This is a genomic window from Streptomyces sp. NPDC018693 (assembly GCF_044391385.1).
Taxonomy (GTDB): domain Bacteria; phylum Actinomycetota; class Actinomycetes; order Streptomycetales; family Streptomycetaceae; genus Streptomyces.
In genome coordinates this window covers 59,145-77,621 of record NZ_JBIRZZ010000015.1, presented here as the reverse complement: position 1 = coordinate 77,621, position 18,477 = coordinate 59,145, and the positions used below count along the sequence as shown (strand labels likewise).

12 protein-coding genes are annotated in these 18,477 nt (G+C 73.6%); 8 read left to right on the top strand and 4 right to left on the bottom strand.

Annotation, left to right across the window (positions count from 1 at the left end; translation table 11 throughout):
- Positions 1-303: 303 nt before the first annotated feature.
- Positions 304-1,314 (bottom strand): Acg family FMN-binding oxidoreductase, encoded by a 1,011-nt coding sequence (locus ACH5AC_RS30660; protein ID WP_398865486.1) that lies wholly within the window; start codon positions 1,312-1,314, stop codon positions 304-306.
- A gap of 280 nt (positions 1,315-1,594) precedes the next feature.
- On the opposite strand from ACH5AC_RS30660, the gene ACH5AC_RS30655 reads away from it, so the two are divergent.
- Positions 1,595-2,218, top strand: a complete 624-nt coding sequence (locus ACH5AC_RS30655; RefSeq protein WP_398865485.1) for a hypothetical protein — start codon at positions 1,595-1,597, stop codon at positions 2,216-2,218.
- A gap of 43 nt (positions 2,219-2,261) precedes the next feature.
- Here the strand turns inward: ACH5AC_RS30655 and ACH5AC_RS30650 are convergent, their stop codons facing one another.
- From ACH5AC_RS30650 to ACH5AC_RS30640, 3 genes are all read right to left on the bottom strand, one after another.
- Positions 2,262-2,741, bottom strand: a complete 480-nt coding sequence (locus ACH5AC_RS30650; protein ID WP_398865484.1) for an RpiB/LacA/LacB family sugar-phosphate isomerase — start codon at positions 2,739-2,741, stop codon at positions 2,262-2,264.
- Between the two features lie 81 nt (positions 2,742-2,822).
- On the bottom strand, positions 2,823-5,039 hold the full coding sequence (katG, locus tag ACH5AC_RS30645) for a catalase/peroxidase HPI (protein WP_398865483.1): 2,217 nt from the start codon (positions 5,037-5,039) through the stop codon (positions 2,823-2,825).
- A 75-nt stretch (positions 5,040-5,114) separates the two neighbouring features.
- Positions 5,115-5,552, bottom strand: a complete 438-nt coding sequence (locus ACH5AC_RS30640; protein WP_398865482.1) for a Fur family transcriptional regulator — start codon at positions 5,550-5,552, stop codon at positions 5,115-5,117.
- A 181-nt stretch (positions 5,553-5,733) separates the two neighbouring features.
- On the opposite strand from ACH5AC_RS30640, the gene ACH5AC_RS30635 reads away from it, so the two are divergent.
- From ACH5AC_RS30635 to ACH5AC_RS30605, 7 genes are all read left to right on the top strand, one after another.
- A complete protein-coding gene (locus ACH5AC_RS30635; protein WP_398865481.1) occupies positions 5,734-7,416 on the top strand; it encodes an aminotransferase class V-fold PLP-dependent enzyme in 1,683 nt (560 codons plus the stop codon).
- A 17-nt stretch (positions 7,417-7,433) separates the two neighbouring features.
- Positions 7,434-8,429 carry a threonine/serine dehydratase gene (locus ACH5AC_RS30630; protein ID WP_398865480.1) on the top strand — a complete coding sequence of 332 codons (996 nt, stop codon included), beginning with the start codon at positions 7,434-7,436 and terminating at the stop codon, positions 8,427-8,429.
- Between the two features lie 290 nt (positions 8,430-8,719).
- Positions 8,720-9,211 (top strand): hypothetical protein, encoded by a 492-nt coding sequence (locus ACH5AC_RS30625; RefSeq protein ID WP_398865479.1) that lies wholly within the window; start codon positions 8,720-8,722, stop codon positions 9,209-9,211.
- Positions 9,212-9,329: 118 nt separating this feature from the next.
- Positions 9,330-10,832, top strand: coding sequence for an ABC1 kinase family protein (locus ACH5AC_RS30620; protein ID WP_398865478.1), 1,503 nt, complete (start codon positions 9,330-9,332; stop codon positions 10,830-10,832).
- Between the two features lie 101 nt (positions 10,833-10,933).
- Positions 10,934-11,722, top strand: a complete 789-nt coding sequence (locus ACH5AC_RS30615) for a thioesterase II family protein (RefSeq protein ID WP_398865477.1) — start codon at positions 10,934-10,936, stop codon at positions 11,720-11,722.
- Positions 11,719-12,549, top strand: a complete 831-nt coding sequence (locus ACH5AC_RS30610) for a class I SAM-dependent methyltransferase (protein WP_398865476.1) — start codon at positions 11,719-11,721, stop codon at positions 12,547-12,549. Before ACH5AC_RS30615 ends, ACH5AC_RS30610 begins: the two co-directional genes overlap by 4 nt.
- Complete coding sequence (locus ACH5AC_RS30605) at positions 12,546-18,440, top strand: amino acid adenylation domain-containing protein (protein WP_398865475.1); 5,895 nt, start codon at positions 12,546-12,548, stop codon at positions 18,438-18,440. Before ACH5AC_RS30610 ends, ACH5AC_RS30605 begins: the two co-directional genes overlap by 4 nt.
- Positions 18,441-18,477: the final 37 nt, after the last annotated feature.

Genomic DNA, 18,477 nt, shown 5'->3' with positions numbered 1-18,477 from the left:
CCCAGGGCTGCCCGACACCTCCCGTCCCCCAAAGGCCCGCCCACCGGCCCACATGGCGCGGCCATGCGTCCACCTCACCACCCCGGCAGACCTCCGCTCACGGCCACGCGACCAGCACAGCAGGCCACCCGCTCACCACCCCAACCGACCAATCGCTTCACCAGCCCCCACGGCCCAACGGACCGCCCACCGCCTCCTGCATCACGGCGCAGACCATCCGCCTCACCGTTCTCAGCGGCCAACCCCGCGGCTGTCCACCGCCGGCGGACCGGCTGCCCCACCGACCCCGGCCGACCGTCCGCCTCACCGCCCTGGGTCCGCCGGTCCGCCGTTCGTCGGTGGGTGCTCGGTGACCTTGTGGGCCGGGCGTCGGGGGGTGGCGGGCCCGGGTGGGCCGTAGCCGAGGCGGAGGAGCATCTGAGGGTGGGTGGTGGGGTGCATGCGGGCGCGTAGGTCCGGCCATTCGAGGGCCTGGTGGAGGAGGGAGGCGCGCAGGTCGTGGGCCGTGGCGACGAGCAGCACGTGTTCGAGGGCCTGTCCGGCGCGCAGCCAGTCGGCGCGGCGGTCGTGCTCGGTGGTGAGGAGGGCGACGACGGGACGGCGCTCGAACGGCAGGGCGGACAGTCGCTCGGGGTGCCGCTGGGCGGTGAAGTCGCGCATGGGGAGGTGTTCGTGGGCGTCCTGCGGCCCGAGTGCCGCCGGCGGCAGGCCGGTGTCGGCGGACAGGTAGGGGTCCCGTTGGACCCAGCGGCGGCTCTCCGTGGCCCGGTCGGCGTCGCGCAGGGTGCGCTGTTCGCCGCGCGCCGTCAGCTCCAGCAGCCAGGCCGTGTCCGCCTGCCCGGGGAAGTCCAGCAGGGCGCCCTCCGCGCGGGCGGCGGCGCTCAGGTCGGCCCGTACCTGCTCGGGCAGCGGGAGGTCGGCGTACGGGAAACGGCTGCTGTGGCGGCGCCAGATCGCCTCGTACAGGTCGGCCTCGGGCCGCACCGGTGCGCCGGGGGCCGGTTCGGTGGGGTGGACCGTGGCCAGCAGGTCGGGATCCTCGGGGCGGGGCAGCAGCCGGGTGACGGGGGCCCACCCGTGGTGCGCCATCGCCACGCGCAGGTTCAGCACGCAGGCGCCGACGGACAGGTGCAGGGCGCGTCCGACGGGGTCCGTGTGCGGCAGGCCGTGTTCCGGTGCGGCCCACACCTCGAAGGCGACCGCGTCGGGGTCCAGCCGGAACCGCCAGGGCTGGGAGTTGAAGATCGACGGCGCGGCGACCGCTGCTGACACGCAGGTCTGCAGGATCGTCGCGTCCAGGGTTGTGCGCTGCATGATGCCCTCCTCGCACGGTGCGTGGACGGGTGCCGTCCTCCGATGGTGGGCCCCGGGGGGACGGGGCGTTGAGGGGCCGTTGGTCCTCGCCGCGGTCCTGGCGGGCCCTGCTGGGGACGCCCCGGGAGCGGGCGGCCCCGCTGCGGGCAGGGCTGAAAGGCCCGTCCCAGCCCTCGATTCGGGACCCATCGGCCCCGTTGCGCACCTGAGCGGCCCATGTCGGCACGGCCGCCCGGCTGCCACCGTCGACAGCATGACCGCGAGGAGGAGGTGCGGACCGATGGGCGGCGACAGCAGGGGCGGGAGCGACAGCGCGAGCGGCGGCGAAAGCGGTGGGAAGCGGCGGCGTCTGTGGCGCTGGCGGGACAATCCGCTGCGGCGCCGCGACGACGTGGTGGAGGCATGGATCGTGCTGGCGGTGTGGACGCTCGTGGTCGTGGGTGGCGCGCTCGCCGGACTGGCCACGGCCCGGGCCGCCGACGGTGTGTTCGCCCGGCAGCGCGTGGAGCGCTACGCCGCCCAGGCCGTGCTCGTCGCCGACGCGCCGGCCCTGGACGCGACGGTCGACGGGGCGCGCACCCGGGTCGTGGGGAAGGTCGGCTGGACGACCGCCGACGGCGTCGCCCGCACGGACACGACACTGGTCGACAGCGGTCTGAAGGCCGGCACCGAGGTCGAGGTCTGGCTGGACGGTCAGGGCAGGCTCAGCACCGAACCGCCGGGTGCCACGGAGGCGGCCGTCGAGTCGGCCGTCCTGGGGGTGGCCGCGGCCGCGGCCACCGCGGGGCTGGTCGTGGGCGCCGGAGCGCTGCTGCGCCGGCGGCTGGACCGGCGCCGTATCGACGCCTGGGGCAGGGAGTGGGCCCTGGTCGGCCCGCGCTGGGGGCACAACAAGACCGGCTGAGGCCGGGTGGCCGACGTGACCGCGCGGTCGGGGATCCCGGGGGTCAGGGCCGGGATCCCGGCCGTGCCCCGTCCGTCCGGTCGGTGCCGTCCATCCGCTCGATGTGCGCCACGTTCTCCCGGTCCTCGGCGTCCTGTCCGGGCTCGCCCGCGAACCAGGCGTCGAGGATCTCCTTCAGCAGCGGGCCGGAGGTCAGGCGCAGGCTGAGTGCCAGGACGTTGGCGTCGTTCCAGCGCCGGGCGCCGTCGGCGGTGTACGCGTCGGTGCACAGCGCGGCGCGTACGCCGGGCACCTTGTTGGCGGCGATGGACGCCCCGGTGCCGGTCCAGCAGCACACCACCGCCTGGTCGGCCCGGCCGTCGGCGACGTCCCGGGCGGCGGCCGCCGAGCACACCGCCCACCGCAGGTCGTCGCCGGCCCGCAGCGCGCCGTGGGTGAGCACCTCGTGCCCACGGTCGCGCAGCTCCTCGACGAGGAGGCGGGTGACGGGTTCGGCCATGTCCGAGGAGACGGAGATCCGCATGCCCCGGAGCCTACCGCCGGGCGGCGCGCGGCGAGGGACGGCCCGGTGGGGCCGCCCCTCGGCGTCATGGCAGGGCAGGGATCAGACGAGGTCGAACCGGTCGAGGTTCATGACCTTGACCCACGCATCGACGAAGTCCGTCACGAACTTCTCCCTCGCGTCGTCGCTGGCGTAGACCTCGGCGAGCGCCCGCAGCTCGGAGTTGGAGCCGAAGACGAGGTCGGCACGGGTGCCGGTCCACTTGACCTCGCCGGTGGCGGCGTCGACGCCCTCGAAGGTGGTCTGGTCCTCGGAGGTCGACTTCCACGTGGTGCCCAGGTCGAGCAGGTTGGCGAAGAAGTCGTTGGTCAGCCGGCCCGGCGTCTCGGTGAGGACGCCGTGCCTGGTGCCCTGGTGGGTGGCGCCCAGGACGCGCAGGCCGCCGACGAGGACGGTCATCTCGGGGGCGCTCAGCGTGAGCAGGTTGGCGCGGTCGAGCAGCAGGTACTCGGCCGGCAGCCGGTTGCCCTTGCCCAGGTAGTTGCGGAAACCGTCGGCGGTCGGCTCCAGCGCGGCGAACGACTCGGCGTCGGTGTGCTCGTCGGTCGCGTCGACACGGCCCGGAGTGAACGGCACCTCGATGTCGTACCCGGCGTCCTGGGCGGCCTTCTCCACGGCCGCGGAGCCGGCGAGCACGATCAGGTCGGCCAGGGACACCTTCTTGGCGCCGGAGTTGAACTCCTGCTGGATGCCCTCGAGGGTGCGCAGCACCAGCGCGAGCTGGTCGGGGTCGTTGGCCTCCCAGCCGCGCTGCGGCTCCAGGCGGATACGGGCGCCGTTGGCGCCGCCGCGCTTGTCGCTGCCGCGGAAGGTCGAGGCCGACGCCCACGCGGTGGAGACCAGCTGCGCGACGGTCAGACCCGAGTCGAGGATCTTCGCCTTGAGGGCGGCGATGTCGGCGGAGTCGACGGGCTCGCCCTCGGCCTGGGGCAGCGGGTCCTGCCACAGCAGGGTCTCCTCCGGGACCTCCGGGCCGAGGTAGAGCGACTTCGGGCCCATGTCACGGTGGGTCAGCTTGTACCAGGCGCGGGCGAAGGCGTCGGCGAATTCCGCCGGGTTCTCGTAGAACCGGCGGGAGATCTGCTCGTAGATCGGGTCGAAGCGCAGCGACAGGTCGGTGGTGAGCATCGTCGGGGCGTGCTTCTTCGACGGGTCGTACGCGTCGGGGATGATCGCCTCGGCGTTCTTGGCGACCCACTGCTTGGCGCCGGCCGGGGACTCGGTCAGCTCCCACTCGTACTCGAAGAGGTTCTTGAAGAAGCCGTTGCTCCACCGGGTGGGCGTGGTGGTCCAGGTGACCTCCAGGCCGGAGGTGATGGTGTCGGCGCCCTTGCCGGTGCCGTACGTGCTCTTCCAGCCGAGGCCCTGCTCCTCGATGGAGGCGGCCTCGGGGTCGTTGCCCACGTGGTCGGCCGGGCCGGCGCCGTGGGTCTTGCCGAAGGTGTGGCCGCCGGCGATGAGGGCGACGGTCTCCTCGTCGTTCATCGCCATCCGGCGGAAGGTCTCGCGGATGTCGCGGGCCGCGGCGATCGGGTCCGGGTTGCCGTTGGGGCCCTCCGGGTTGACGTAGATGAGGCCCATCTGGACCGCGCCGAGCGGGTTCTCCAGCTCGCGGTTTCCGGAGTAGCGCTCGTCGCCGAGCCAGGTGGTCTCGGGACCCCAGTAGACGTCCTCCTCCGGCTCCCAGACGTCCTCGCGGCCGCCGCCGAAGCCGAAGGTCTCGAAGCCCATCTGCTCCAGCGCCACATTGCCGGTGAGGATCATCAGGTCGGCCCAGGAGATGGACTGGCCGTACTTCTTCTTGACCGGCCACAGCAGACGGCGGGCCTTGTCGAGGTTGCCGTTGTCCGGCCAGCTGTTCAGCGGCGCGAAGCGCTGCTGGCCGGCGCCGGCGCCGCCGCGGCCGTCGCTGATGCGGTAGGTGCCGGCGCTGTGCCAGGCCATACGGATCATGAGCGGGCCGTAGTTGCCGAAGTCGGCGGGCCACCAGTCCTGCGAGGTGGTCAGGATCTCGGCGATGTCCTGCTTCACGGCCGCGAGGTCGAGCGCCTTGAACGCCTCGGCGTAGTCGAAGTCCTCACCGAGCGGGTTCGCCACGTCGGGGTTCTTGGCGAGGATCTTCACATTGAGGCGCTCGGGCCACCACTGGCGGTTGCCGCCACCCTGCGTGGGGTGCGGCGCGCGGCCGTGCGCGACCGGGCAGCCACCCGTGCCCTCCGTCTTGGGGTCGGTGACGATGGCATCGGGGTTCTCAGCCATGGATGTCCCTCCGGACTAGTCGGATCACAAAATGCTCAGGAACTGCGGGAAACGCTCAGGTACTGCGGGGAACGCTCAGGAACTGCGGGCGGTGGAACAGTCGGGGCACAGGCCCCAGTAGATGACCTCGGCCTCGTCGATCGCGAAGCCGTGGTCGTCGGCGGCGGTCAGACAGGGGGCCTCGCCGACCGCGCAGTCGACGTCGGCGACGGCGCCACAGGACCGGCACAGGACGTGGTGGTGGTTGTCGCCGACACGTCCCTCGAACCGGGCCGGGCTGCCGGCCGGTTCGATACGGCGGACGAGTCCGGCCGCGGTGAGGGCGTGCAGGCCCTCGTAGACGGCCTGCAGGGAGATGTGGCCCACGCGCTCGCGAACCCCGGAGGCGATCGCCTCGACACCGAGGTGATCACCGTGCCGGACGGCCTCGAGCAGCGCCACGCGGGCGGCCGTCACCCTCAGGCCGGCACCACGCAGCTCCTCGGCGGTGGACGGAGTCCGGTCTGCGGTCATGGCAGACAACCTATCCCCTAAACACGAATGGTTCAAGAAAAGGAACAGTTAAACCTTGGCGTGTCGACGGATCGCCCCTCCCGGCTGGTGCGAACCGCGGGACTCCGGGAGAATGCGGACACAAGCCGCCCGCGTTCGGCCGGTGACCAGCACCGCGAACGCCGTCGAGGGAGGCCCCGCCATGACCGTCACACCGGCGGCCCCGCCCGTCTCACCCCTTCTGGCCCGCATCCGCCGCGGCCTCATCGGCGACGACGAGGTCCTCGACGGCCCGTACGGTTCAAAGCGGATCGTGTACGCCGACTACACCGCCTCCGGGCGTTCCCTGGACCTGATCGAGGACTTCCTGCGCGCCGAGGTCCTCCCCCGCTACGGCAACACGCACACCGAGAGCTCCAGCACCGGCCTGCAGACCACCCGACTGCGTGAGGACGCCCGCCGGATCATCCGTGACGCGGTCGGCGGCACCGAGGAGGACCTGGTGATCTTCTGCGGCTCGGGCGCCACCGCCGCGGTCAACAAACTGGTCGGCATCCTGCGGCTGCTCGGCCCGGACCGACCGCCGGCGGCGCTGCGGCCGGTGGTGCTCGTCGGCCCGTACGAGCACCACTCCAACGAACTGCCCTGGCGGGAGTCGATCGCCGACGTGGAGGTCATCGGCGAGGACCCGGACGGCCATGTCGACCTGGCCCGGCTGGAGGCGGCGCTGCGCCGGTACGCGGACCGGCCGCTGCGCATCGGCAGCTTCTCCGCCGCCTCCAACGTCACCGGCATCCTCACCGACACCGACCGCATCGCCCGTCTGCTGCACGCCCACGGCGCGCTGTCCTTCTGGGACTACGCGGCCGCCGCGCCGTACGTGCCGATCCGGGTGGCCGAGAGCGCCCCGGGCGCGGGCGACCACAAGGACGCCGTCTTCCTCTCCCCGCACAAGTTCGTGGGCGGTCCGCAGACACCGGGTGTCCTCGTCGTGCGGCGGGAGCTGGTCCGGCACCGGGTGCCGACCGCGCCCGGCGGCGGCACGGTCGCCTTCGTCGACCCGCTCGGCCACCGCTACCTCGACGACCCGGTGGCCCGCGAGGAGGGCGGCACCCCGGCGATCGTGGAGTCCGTGCGGGCCGGGCTGGTCTTCGCCCTGAAGCAGGCGGTCGGCACGGACACCATCCAGGCCGCCGAGGAGCGCCACTGGCGGTACGCCCTCGACCACTGGGACCGCAATCCGGCCCTGCAGATCCTCGGCAGCCACGACGCCCGGCGGCTGTCCATCGTCTCCTTCCGCGTCCGCCACGGCGACCGCGCCTACCTGCACCACAACTATGTGGTGGCCCTGCTGAACGACCTGTTCGGGGTGCAGGCGCGCGGCGGCTGTTCCTGCGCGGGGCCGTACGGCCACCGGCTGCTGGCCATCGACGCCGACACCTCGCACGCGCTGTTCGACGAGGTCGTCCAGGGCTGCGACGGCATCAAACCCGGCTGGGTCCGCGTCAACTTCAACTACTTCATCAGCGACACCGTCCGCGACTACCTGGTCGACGCCGTCGACCTGATCGCCCGGTACGGCCACCGGCTGCTGCCCGACTACCGCTTCGACCCGCACACCGGGCAGTGGCGTCACCACCGCGGTCCCACCGACCCGCCACTGCGGCTGACGGACGTCCGGTGGACGGCCGACGCGGGGCTCACCGTGCCCGCGCCCCGGCACCGCCGACTGGGCGAGGAGGCGCTGGCGGAGCAGCTCGCCGCCGCCCGCGCCCTGTTCTTCGCCCGCCCCGGCCGCCTCGACGACGGCCCGACCGGCCTGGCCGCCGACTTCGAGCGCATGCGCTGGTTCCCGCTGCCACCGGTCTGTCTGGACGGCGCGTGATCCGTCTATGATCCGTCATGACCATCAAGCGTTTGTCTCCTGACAGCATCGACGAGGCCGCACGTGTCGTCGACCCCGCGTTCCGCCACACCCCCCAGTTCCGCGATGCCACGCTCTCCCGTGCGCTCGGGCGGGACACCGTGGTCAAGGTGGAGACGCTGAATCCGCTGCGCTCCTTCAAGGGGCGGGGCGCCGACTACTGCCTGCGTCAACTCCCGGGCGGTGCGCATGTCGTGTGCGCCTCGGCGGGCAACTTCGGCCAGGCGATCGCGTACGCGGCCCGGGCCAGGGGCATCCGGGTCACCGTGTTCGCCGCGCGGGACGCCAACCCGAACAAGGTGGCGCGGATGCGCGCGCTCGGCGCCGAAGTCGTCCTGGAGGGCGCGGACTTCGACGCCGCCAAGGAGGCGGCCCGCGCCCACGCCGGCGAGCGCCCCGAGTGCCTGTTCGTGGAGGACGGCGACGAGCCGCGCATCGCGGAGGGCGCCGGCACCATCGCCGTCGAACTGGCGCCGCTCGACCTCGACGCGCTCCTCGTGCCGGTCGGCAACGGCGCCCTGATCAGCGGCATCGGTACCTGGACCAGGGCGCGTTCGCCCCGCACCCGGATCATCGGCGTCTGCGCGGCGGGCGCCCCCGCCATGGCCACCAGCTGGCGCACCGGGATCCCGGAGGCCACCGGCGCGGTGCGGACGATGGCCGACGGCATCGCCGTACGCGTGCCCGTCCCGGCCGCGGTCACCTGGATGCGCGAGGTCGTCGACGATGTCCTCCTCGTCGACGAGGAGGACATCCTGCGCGCCCTGCGCACGGTACGCGACACCCTCGGCCTGATCCTGGAGCCGTCAGCCGCGGTCGGCATCGCCGCGGCCCTGCGCCACGACCTCCCCGCCGGCTCCCTCGGCACCGTCCTCACCGGGGCCAACTTCTCCCCGGCCCTCCTGGACGAACTCGCACCGGATCCGACCCGGGCCGTGCCCGGACAGCGGAATACGGGTCAGCCCGTCGGTTAGATGTGAATCGCCCCCGCGAAATGCGTCACCCACATGGGTGGATCAGCTGTGACCCCGGTGATTTCAGTGGCAGTAACGCCGAGCATCCCGGGGCCACATGCACTGCTCGGAACGTTTTACCCCGACAACCCGTGAACCCCTGGTCCAGGTTTCCCACCCCGCGGCGCGGCATTCTTGCGGCCTCTCCGCCATTGCTAGCTTCTTCCGCGTGCCGCACCCGAAAAGGGATTCCGCGGGTGGCGCATTCATGCCCCGTTCCGCCGATCCTGTCCGTGCGAGGAAGGAAACCTGTGGGCACCATCGACACTCTCAAGGACTTCTACGGCGACATCGCCGACGACTGGAAGAAAGCCTTCGACGAACTGCTGGACCGGGACGATGACGACGACCTGCCGTTCGGGCTGCCGGCGCCGGCCCTGGCCGCGCTGCCCGGCGACGCGCTGCGCACCCTCACGGCCATGTCGCTGCTGGACGACGACGACAGCAGCAGGAAGAAGAACAAGAAGAACCGCAACCTCGCCGCCCTCACCCTGTTGAGCGGCGCCGGCCCGGCCGGCCTCGCGGGGACCGCGACCGGCGCCCTCGGCGCCGCCGTCGCCGCCCCCACGGCGGCGCTCGGCGCGGCGGGCGAGCTCACCGAGCGGCTGGCCGCGCTGCCCCGGCAGGTCGAGCAGCTCACCGAGCTGGTCAACGCGCTGATGAAGGCCGTCGAGCCGCTGCTCGGCGCGGCGGGCACGCTCGGCGCGCTCGGCGGTGCCGCGGCCCGGGCGACCAAGAAATAGCCGGCCGGCGCCCCGGCACCTTCGCGCAGGCGGAGGCCACCGGGGCCCGGTCCAGCCCTGCCGCCCGCCCTGACCCATCGGCTCGGCCCCGGACACACCCCGAAAGGAACCTCGGCCCATGACTCTGCGCGCCGGCAGCCGGATTCGGACGGTGGCCAAGGTGCTGGGACGGATGGTCGGCGAGAGCGTCGGCGGCGACGGACCGGCCGACGGCGACCGGGAGCGCCGGCGGGCCCGGGCCGTGCGGAACGCGCTGGAGAGACTCGGGCCGTTCTACGTGAAGGTCGGTCAGATCCTCTCCACCCGTCCCGACATGGTCTCCCCCGTCCTGATCGACGAGTTGCAGAACCTGCACGACGAGGTGGACATCCAGCCCTTCAGCGAGCTGGAACCCGTGCTGGCGCAGAACCTGGGCCCGGACTGGAAGCGCCACTTCGACGACATCGATGTCACCCGCCCGCTCGGCGCCGCCTCGCTCGCCCAGGTGCACCGGGTCACCCTGTTCGGCGGCCGCCCCGGCGTGATCAAGGTGCAGCGGCCCGGGATCCGGGACACCGTCCTGGCCGACATGGCCCTGCTGCGCAGGGCCGCCCGGCTGACCACCCGGGTGGCACCGCGGTTCAGCACGGTCGTCGACGTGGAGTCGATGCTGGGCGGCGTCTTCGACGCGATGGAACCGGAGCTGGACTTCACCAAGGAGGCCGCCAACATGGACCGGGCGCGTGCGGCGCTGCGCGGCTTCTCGCGGCTGGACGTCCCGCAGGTCGTCGCGGCCACCCCGGGAGTGCTGGTGCAGTCCATGGCCCCGGGCGTCTCGGTGCGCCGCGCGGAACGCATGGCCCTGCCCGACCACGACCGGCTCGCCGTCGGCCGAGAGCTGATCGCGTTCATGTACCGCAGCTACTTCATCGAGCGCATCTACCACGCCGACCCGCACGCCGGGAACGTGTTCGTCTCCCCCGACGGCCGGGCCACCCTCATCGACTGGGGCATGATCGGCCGGATCGACCAGCGCTCCAGCATGCGGCTGCTGCTCGTGCTGATGGCGGTCGCGCAGAACGACGGCGACGGGCTCGCCAAGGCGTGGGTGGAGATGGGCCGCACCACCCCCTGGTCCGACATCCCCGGTTTCTCCCAGGACATGGCCGCCCTGGTCCCGAAGATCGCCACCGCATCCCTGGAGGAGCTGAACTTCGGGGTCGCCCTGACCAGCGTGCTGGAGAAGGCCACCCGCCGGGGCATCGCCTCCTGCCCCGCGGTCTCCCTGCTGGGCAAGTCCTTCGCCAACCTCGAAGGATCGGTGCGCTGCCTCGCACCCGAGCTGACCCTGGTCGACATCTTCGAGCGCGAGGTCCCCCGCATCGTCCTGCACATGATCCGCGAGACCGCGTCACCACGCCAGACCGCCCGGCGCGTCCTGGAGACGACCCTCGCTCAGGCGGGCGCCGCCGAACAACTGCGCGCCCTGTCCACCGACATCGCCAACCGCACCCTGCGCTTCCAGTCCAACGAGGTCGTCTCCAGCGGCAGGTCCGGCCCGGGCCCGTACGGCGCCCTGGCCCTGGCCGCCCTGACGGCACTGCTGCTGGACCGCCGCCACCGCGCAGGCACCTCCCCCTGAACCACCGCACGGCCTGCCGGCCGTGCGCCCCGCCGTGCCACCCGACCCGCCGCCCGAGCACGGAAGTTCACCGTCGCCGAACCGAAAGCACGAGCCTGCCCATGAGTGTCACCGCACTGCACCTGTGGTTCCCGAGCGCCCGGACGGACACGGACGTCCGCCGCCCCGACCTCCGTCTGTTCTGCGTCCCGCACGGCGGGGCCGGCACCTCGGTGTTCCGGTCCTGGCCGCACCGGCTCGGCCCCGCCACCGAGGTCGTACCCGTCCAACTACCAGGCCGGGAGAGCCGGTTGGCGGAACCCGCGGAGCGGTCCGTGCCGCGGCTCGCCGCCCGCCTCGCCGGCCCGGTGGCCCGCCGCGCCGAGGGGCTGCCGTACATCCTGTTCGGCCACAGCATGGGAGCCCTGGTCGCCTTCGAGCTCGGGCTCCGGCTGCAGACCTCCGCACACCCGCCGGCCGCGGTGGTGGTCTCCGGCAGCGTGGCGCCACATCTGTCCCGCCGCACCCCCGCCATGCATCTGCTGCCGGACCGGGAGTTCCTGGACGGGCTGCGGGTGCTCGGCGGCATCCCGCCCGAGCTGCTCGCCGACCGCGAATGGCTGGAGCTCTTCCTGCCGCAGCTGCGCGCCGACTTCGAGGCCGCCGAGACGTACGTCAGCGACGGCACCCTGGGAGCCGGCGTCCGGCTGATCGCGCTGGGCGGCCGGGACGACCCGGCGGCGACGCCCGCGGAGATCGAGGGCTGGCGGGCCCGGGGCCACGACGTCAGCACGCGTGTCTTCGACGGCGACCACTTCTTCCCGTTCAGCGCGGCCGACCAGGTCCTGGCCACGGTCATGGGCCTGGCCAGGCGGCCGGTCCGCACCCCCGAAGGAGCGATCCGCCCATGAACGATCCGAGGCTGAACGATCCAAGGCTGAACGATCCGACGGGCAGCGGCGCGCGCACCGACGGCGGCGCCCGGAACGACGCCCGGCACGTCGCCCGCTACGGCGTCGACGGCCCCGGCTGGCTGCTCGGCCTGACCGCCGCGGCCCTGGCGCCGCTGGCGGCCGTGGCCGCGGGCGGGCCGCGCCGGCTGCTGCGGTGCACGCCCGTGCCGGCGGTGGCGGCGGGCCTGTTCCTGCACGCCACCGCGCGGGGCAAGTTCCGCGTCTGGGAGGAGCAGTTGGACGCCCTCGGTCTGCGCGGTGACGAACGCGCGCTGGACCTGGGCTGCGGGCGCGGCGCCCTGCTGACCGCGGTGGCCCGCCGCCTTCCCCGGGGCCGGGTCACCGGCGTCGACCTGTGGCGCAGGGTCGACCAGTCCGGCAACGGGCCCGGGGCCGCCCTCGACAACGCCCGCCGGACCGGCGTCGCCGACCGGATCGACCTGGTCACCGCCGACATGCGCCGGCTCCCGCTCGACGACGAGCACTACGACGTGGTGGTGTCCGGGCTCGCCATCCACAACATCCCCGACCGGGAGGGACGCCGGCAGGCCGTCCGCGAGGCGTACCGGGTCCTCAAGCCGGGCGGCCGGCTCCTCGTCCTCGATCTCTTCCACACCGCCGACTACCGCAGGACCCTGCTCGCCGCGGGCGCCGTCGACGTCACCCGCACCGACGTGGGACCCCGGATGTGGTGGAGCGGGCCCTGGATCCCCACCCGGGCGCTCGGCGCGCGCAAGCCGGTTCCCACCCACGGCCTCGACCGAACCGACAGGAAGGCATCGTGAACCCATTCCCGACAGTCCTGGACGCCCCGCCGTCGCACAGCCTCGTCGACGTCCTGCGCACCCGGGCCGAGGAGAGCCCCGGCCGGCGGGCGTACGTCTTCCTCAACAGCCACGGCGAGCCCGAGGCCGAGTACACCTACGCCCAGCTGGACCACCACGCCCGACGGGTGGCCGCGACCCTGCGCCCGGTCTGCCGGCCCGGTGACCGGGTGCTGATCCTGCACCCGCCGGGCCTGGACTACCTGAGCGCGTTCTTCGGCTGCCTGTACGCCGGGACGGTCGCCGTGCCGTCGTACCCGCCGCACGCCCGCGCCCTGGACCGGCTGCGCGCGATCGTCGCGGACGCGGCCCCGAGCGCCGTCCTCACCAGCGACCGGGCGATGACGTCGGCGCGCCGGCACCTCAAGGACTCGCCCGAGCCGGCCGCACCGGTCTGGCTGCCCGGCAGCGCGCTGGCCGCCGACCCCGGCCCGTGGGACGACCCCGGCACCGGGCCCGGCGACCTCGCCTTCCTGCAGTACACCTCGGGCAGCACCGCCACGCCGAAGGGCGTGATGGTCTCGCACGGCAATCTGCTGCACAACTCGGCCCAGATGCACCGCCGGACCCGGCTCACGGCCGAGTCCGTCCTCGTCAGCTGGCTGCCGCCGTTCCACGACATGGGGCTCATCGGGGGCATTCTGCAGCCACTGGTAGGCGGGTTCCCGGGCATTCTGATGGCGCCGGGCACCTTCGTCGCCGACCCGCTGCTGTGGCTGCGCGCCGTCTCCCGGTACGGCGCCACGGTGTCCGCGACGCCCCCGTTCGCCCTGGACCTGTGCGTCGAGCGCGTCGACCCCGCCGCGCACGAACCGCTGGACCTCGGCACCCTGCGGACCGTGGTCGTCGGCGCCGAGCCGGTACCGGCCGCAACCCTGGACCGGTTCGCCGCGCACTTCGCGTGCTGGGGATTGCGCAGGGAGGCTCTGCGACCCGCGTTCGGCCTGGCCGAGGCCACACTGATGGTGTCCTGCGGGGACGAGCTGACCCGCTCCACCACGGTCACGGTCGACGCGGCGGCCCTGGAGCACCACCGTGTGCGGCAGGGCGGGTCCGGGCCGTCCCGCACCCTGGTCGGCTGCGGCTCGTCCGTCGACGGACAGCGGCTGCTGGTCGTCGACCCGGCCACCGGTGCCGAGTGCGGGCCGGACCGGATCGGGGAGATCTGGGTGTCGGGCCCGAACACCGCCCGTGGCTACTGGGGGCGCCCGAAGGAGAGCGCGGCGGCCTTCGCGGCGGCCACGGCGACCGGTGAGGGTCCCTTCCTGCGCACCGGCGACCTGGGGTTCCTGCGTGACGGCGAGCTGTTCGTGACCGGTCGCAGCAAGGACCTGATCATCGTGCGCGGCCGGAACCTGTACCCGCAGGACATCGAGCGGTGTGCCGAGCGCGCCCATCCCGCGCTCCGGGCGAACGCCTCCGCGGCCGTCACCGTCGACGACGCGGGCACGGAGCGGATCGTGCTCGTCGCCGAGGTGCGGCGCGGCGCCGAGGTGCCCCCGGTGGAGGAGGTGGCGCGGGTCCTGGACCGGGCGGTCGCCGCGGAGCTCGACGTCCGGCTGCACGGTCTGGTGCTGGTGCGGGCCACCACCGTGCCGAAGACGTCCAGCGGCAAGATCCGGCGACGGGCGACCCGGCAGGCGCTCCTGGACGGCACGCTCGCCGTGGTGGCGAGCTGGCCGGACGAGCGCGGTGGCACACAGGACGTGGCGGCGCGGCTGACCCGCCTCGTCGAGAGCGTCGTACCCGAGAGTGCCCGGCCCGTCGACCGGGACCGTCCGCTGCTCGACCTCGGCCTGGACTCGCTGGGCATGCTGCGGCTGCTCGGTCTGATCGAACGCGAGCTGGGCGTGGACGCCTCCGACGCCGCGCTCGACGGCGACGCCACCCTCGACTCCCTCGCCGCGGCCGTCCTCGCGCTCGCCCCACGCGCCGACGACCGCACCCCGGCGCCCACGGGCCCCTACGACCCGGACGCGCCCTTCCCGCAGACCGATCTCCAGCAGGCGTACAGCCTCGGCCGCACCGGCTCCTTCGAACTCGGCAACGTCTCCACCCACATGTACGCCGAGTTCGACGCCCCCGACCTCGATCTGCCCCGGTTCGAGCACGCCTGGCGGCGGGTCATCGACCGGCACGGGATGCTGCGGGCCGTCATGCTGCCGGAGAGCAACGCGCAGCGGATCCTGCCCGAAGTGCCGCCGTACGAGATCCGGGTGACCGATCTGCGCGGCCGCCCGCGGGCGGAGGTGGACGCGGAGCTGGCGGCGGTGCGGGAGCGGCTGTCGCACGAGGTGCGGCCCGCCGACCGCTGGCCGCTCTTCGAGGTCGCCGCGACCCGCTTCGACGACGGGCTGCGCATCCACCTCAGCGTCGACTCGCTGATCGCGGACTTCTCCTCCGGCCGGCTGCTCTTCGACGACCTGGCCCGGTTCTACGACGACCCGCGGGCGGCGCCGCCCGCGCCCGCCCGGTCCTTCCAGGACCATGTCCGTGCCCTGGCCGAGCGCAGGCACGAGCCGGCGTACCGGCGGGCCCGCGCCTACTGGTGGGAGCGGCTGCCCGAGCTGCCTCCGGCGCCCCCGCTGCCGACGGCCGTGCAGGCAAGGGCGGTGGACCGGCCGCACTTCACCCGGCGTGAGACCCGGTTGTCCGCCGGGGCCTGGCGGACGCTGAAGGAGCGGGCGGCCCGGGCCGGCCTCACCCCGACCGGGCTGCTCCTCGCGGCCTACGCCGAGGTGCTGGCCGTGTGGAGCGGCAGCCGGCACTTCACGCTGAACGTGCCGCGCCTCGACCGGCCGGTGGGCGACCCCGCGTACAGCGAGGTGTTCGGCCAGTTCGCGTCGTTCACCCTGCTGGAGGTGGACCACCGGGACGCCGGGACGTTCCTGGAGCGGGCCCGGACGGTCCAGGAGCGGCTGCGCGCCGACCTGCGGCACCAGGCGGTCGGCGGGGTCGAGGTGCTGCGCGAACTGATGCGGCTGAGCGGCGGGGTCGACCGGGCGCTGATGCCGGTGGTCATGACCAGCAACCTGACCTTCAGCGCCGCGTCCGACAACTCCCTGGAGCGGCTGCTCACTCCGGTGTTCAGCGTCTCCCAGACCCCTCAGGTGTCGCTCGACGAGCAGGTGCGGGAGGAGGAGGGCACGCTGCTGCTGAACTGGGACGCGGTCGACGCCCTCTTCCCCACCGGCCTCGTCGACGACATGTTCGCCGCCCACACCGGTCTGCTGCACCGTCTCGCCGCCGACGACGGGGCCTGGACGGAGTCCGCGCCGATCGCGCTGCCCGCGGCGCAGGCCGAGCGGCGGGAGGCGAGCGCCGGCCGGGTGCGGGCCGTGCCCGAGCACCAGGTGCAGCGGCTCTTCGAGCGGCAGGTCGCGCTGCGGCCCGACGCGCCCGCCGTCATCGCCCCGGGCCGGACCCTGACGTACGCCGAACTGGCCGACGCCGCCCGGCGGACCGCCCGCTGGCTCGGCGCACGCGGGGCGGGGCCGGGCCGGCTGGTCGCGATCGTCATGGACAAGGGCTGGGAACAGGCCGTCGCCGCCTACGGGGTGCTGTTCTCCGGCGCCGCGTACCTGCCGGTCGACCCGGACCTGCCGGACGCCCGGCTGCGCCACCTGCTGGAGCGCGGCGAGGCGGACCTGGTGCTCACCCAGTCGCGTCTCGACCGCGCGCGGGACTGGCCGCCCGGCACCCGGCGGCTGTGCCTGGACCTGCCGCTGCCCGAGGAGAGCGGTCCGCTGCCGGCGGAGGGCAGCCCCGGCGACCTCGTGTACACGATGTTCACGTCCGGCTCGACCGGCGAGCCCAAGGGGGTGATGGTCCCTCACCGGGCCCTGGTGAACTGCCTGACGGAGACGATCGAGACGTTCGGGATCGGCCCGGACGACCGCTGTCTGGCGGTGACGGCGCTTCACCACGACATGTCCGCGTTCGATCTGTTCGGCGTCCTCGGCGCGGGCGGCACCCTGGTGTTCCCGACCGCTGACGGGCGGCGGGACCCGGCGCACTGGGCGGCGCTGATGTCCGAGCACCGGGTCACGGTGTGGAACTCGGTGCCCGCGATGATGGAGATGCTGCTGGAGACGGTCCCCCAGGGGGCGGCCACGCTGCGGCTGGCCTTCCTCGGCGGCGACTGGATCCCCCTGCCCCTGCCGCGTCGCCTCGCCGAGGCGGCGGCACCGGGCGTGGAGATCGTCTCGGTCGGCGGTCCCACCGAGACCACTCTGTGGAACATCTGGTACCGCGTCGGGGAGATCGACCCGTCCTGGCGCAGCATCCCCTACGGCGCGCCCCTCGCCAATGTCCGCTACCACATCCTCGACGAGCGGCTGCGGGAGTGCCCGGACTGGGTGACCGGCACCCTGTACGTCTCCGGGGTGTGCCTGGCCGACGGTTACTGGCGCGACCCGGAGCGCACCGACGCGGTCTTCGTCCGTCATCCCGGGACCGGTGAGCGGATGTACCGCACGGGGGACCTGGGCCGGTGGCGGCCCGAGGGCGTCATCGAGTTCATGGGCCGGGCCGACTTCCAGGTGAAGATCCGCGGTCAGCGCATCGAGCCGGGTGAGGTCGAGGCGGCGCTGACCGCCCATCCGGCCGTGGCGTCGGCGCTGGTGACGGCCACCTCCCGGGCCGGTCGCCCCGGTTACGACAGCCTGGTCGGCTATGTCGTCGCCCGGCCGTCGGGCGGGGTGCCGGAGCCCGCCGCGTTCGAGCGGGAACGCAGGGCCGGCATCGCCGTGCTCGATCCGCTGGCCCGCGCCGAGTTCAAGCTGGCCCGGCACGGGCTGCGCCGGGAGCCCGGCCGGCCGCGGGTGGCGCTGCCCGCCGTGCCGCCGGAGCCGTGGGCGCGCCGCAGCGACCGCGCGTATCTGCCCGGGCCCGTTCCGCTCACCGCGCTGGCCGTGTGTCTGGCCCGGCTGCGGCAGCGGGAGGAGGACGGACTGCCCCGGTGCCGGTACCCGTCGGCGGGCGGACTCTATCCGGTGCAGGCGTATCTGCATGTCAGGGCGGGCGCGGTGACCGGGCTGCCGGAGGGCACGTACTACTACGACCCGCAGGGCGGTGAGCTGGTGACGCTGGCGGAGGGCGCGCGGCTGGGCCCGGAGATCCACGCCGGCCACAACCGTGCGATGGCGGAGGCGGCGGGCATCACGCTGTTCCTGGTGGCCGACCTCGACGCGATCGAGCCGCTGTACGGCACGCTGGCGCGCGATCTGTGTCTGCTGGAGGCGGGCTGCATGGGCCAGTTGCTGACGGAGGCGGCGGCAGGCACCGAGCTGGGGCTGTGCCCGATCGGGGAGCTGGACTTCGCGCCGGTGCGGGAACTGCTGGCGCTCGGTGACCGGCATGTGCCGGTGCACTCGCTGGTCGGCGGGCGGGTGGACCGTACGGCGCCGGCACGGCCGCCGGTCGGGCCGGCGCCGTCGGCGGAAGGGCTGCGGGCCTGGCTGCGGGACCGGCTGCCGGCGCACATGGTGCCCGGCGAGGTGGTTGTGCTGGACGCCTGGCCGCTCAGCCCCAACGGCAAGATCGACCGGCGGCGGCTGCCGGCGCCGCGGCAGCCCGTGGCGGACACCGCCCAGGTGGCGCCGCGCACCCCCACGGAGGAACAGCTCGCCGCGCTGTGGTGCGAGGTGCTGGGCCTGTCCCGAGTGGGTGTGCGGGACGACTTCTTCGAACTGGGCGGTCACTCGCTGGCCGCGACCCGTCTGATCGCGGGCATCCGTGACCGGTTCCGGATCACGATCGGCCTGCGTGAGGTCTTCACGGCCCGGACGGTGGAGGAACTGGCCGCGCAGGTGGATCACCACCTGGCGTCCGGTGGCGCCGGAGCCTCATGATCCGTCCTCCCTCCGTCGGCGGAGTTCGGCGTGATCG

What these genes read in the sequence shown, in the direction of transcription:
- ACH5AC_RS30660 (WP_398865486.1), bottom strand. Translation starts at nt 1,314, where the DNA reads ATGCAGCGCACAACCCTGGACGCGACGATCCTGCAGACCTGCGTGTCA.
- ACH5AC_RS30655 (WP_398865485.1), top strand. Translation starts at nt 1,595, where the DNA reads ATGGGCGGCGACAGCAGGGGCGGGAGCGACAGCGCGAGCGGCGGCGAA.
- ACH5AC_RS30650 (WP_398865484.1), bottom strand. Translation starts at nt 2,741, where the DNA reads ATGCGGATCTCCGTCTCCTCGGACATGGCCGAACCCGTCACCCGCCTC.
- katG (WP_398865483.1), bottom strand. Translation starts at nt 5,039, where the DNA reads ATGGCTGAGAACCCCGATGCCATCGTCACCGACCCCAAGACGGAGGGC.
- ACH5AC_RS30640 (WP_398865482.1), bottom strand. Translation starts at nt 5,552, where the DNA reads ATGACCGCAGACCGGACTCCGTCCACCGCCGAGGAGCTGCGTGGTGCC.
- ACH5AC_RS30635 (WP_398865481.1), top strand. Translation starts at nt 5,734, where the DNA reads ATGACCGTCACACCGGCGGCCCCGCCCGTCTCACCCCTTCTGGCCCGC.
- ACH5AC_RS30630 (WP_398865480.1), top strand. Translation starts at nt 7,434, where the DNA reads ATGACCATCAAGCGTTTGTCTCCTGACAGCATCGACGAGGCCGCACGT.
- ACH5AC_RS30620 (WP_398865478.1), top strand. Translation starts at nt 9,330, where the DNA reads ATGACTCTGCGCGCCGGCAGCCGGATTCGGACGGTGGCCAAGGTGCTG.
- ACH5AC_RS30615 (WP_398865477.1), top strand. Translation starts at nt 10,934, where the DNA reads ATGAGTGTCACCGCACTGCACCTGTGGTTCCCGAGCGCCCGGACGGAC.
- ACH5AC_RS30610 (WP_398865476.1), top strand. Translation starts at nt 11,719, where the DNA reads ATGAACGATCCGAGGCTGAACGATCCAAGGCTGAACGATCCGACGGGC.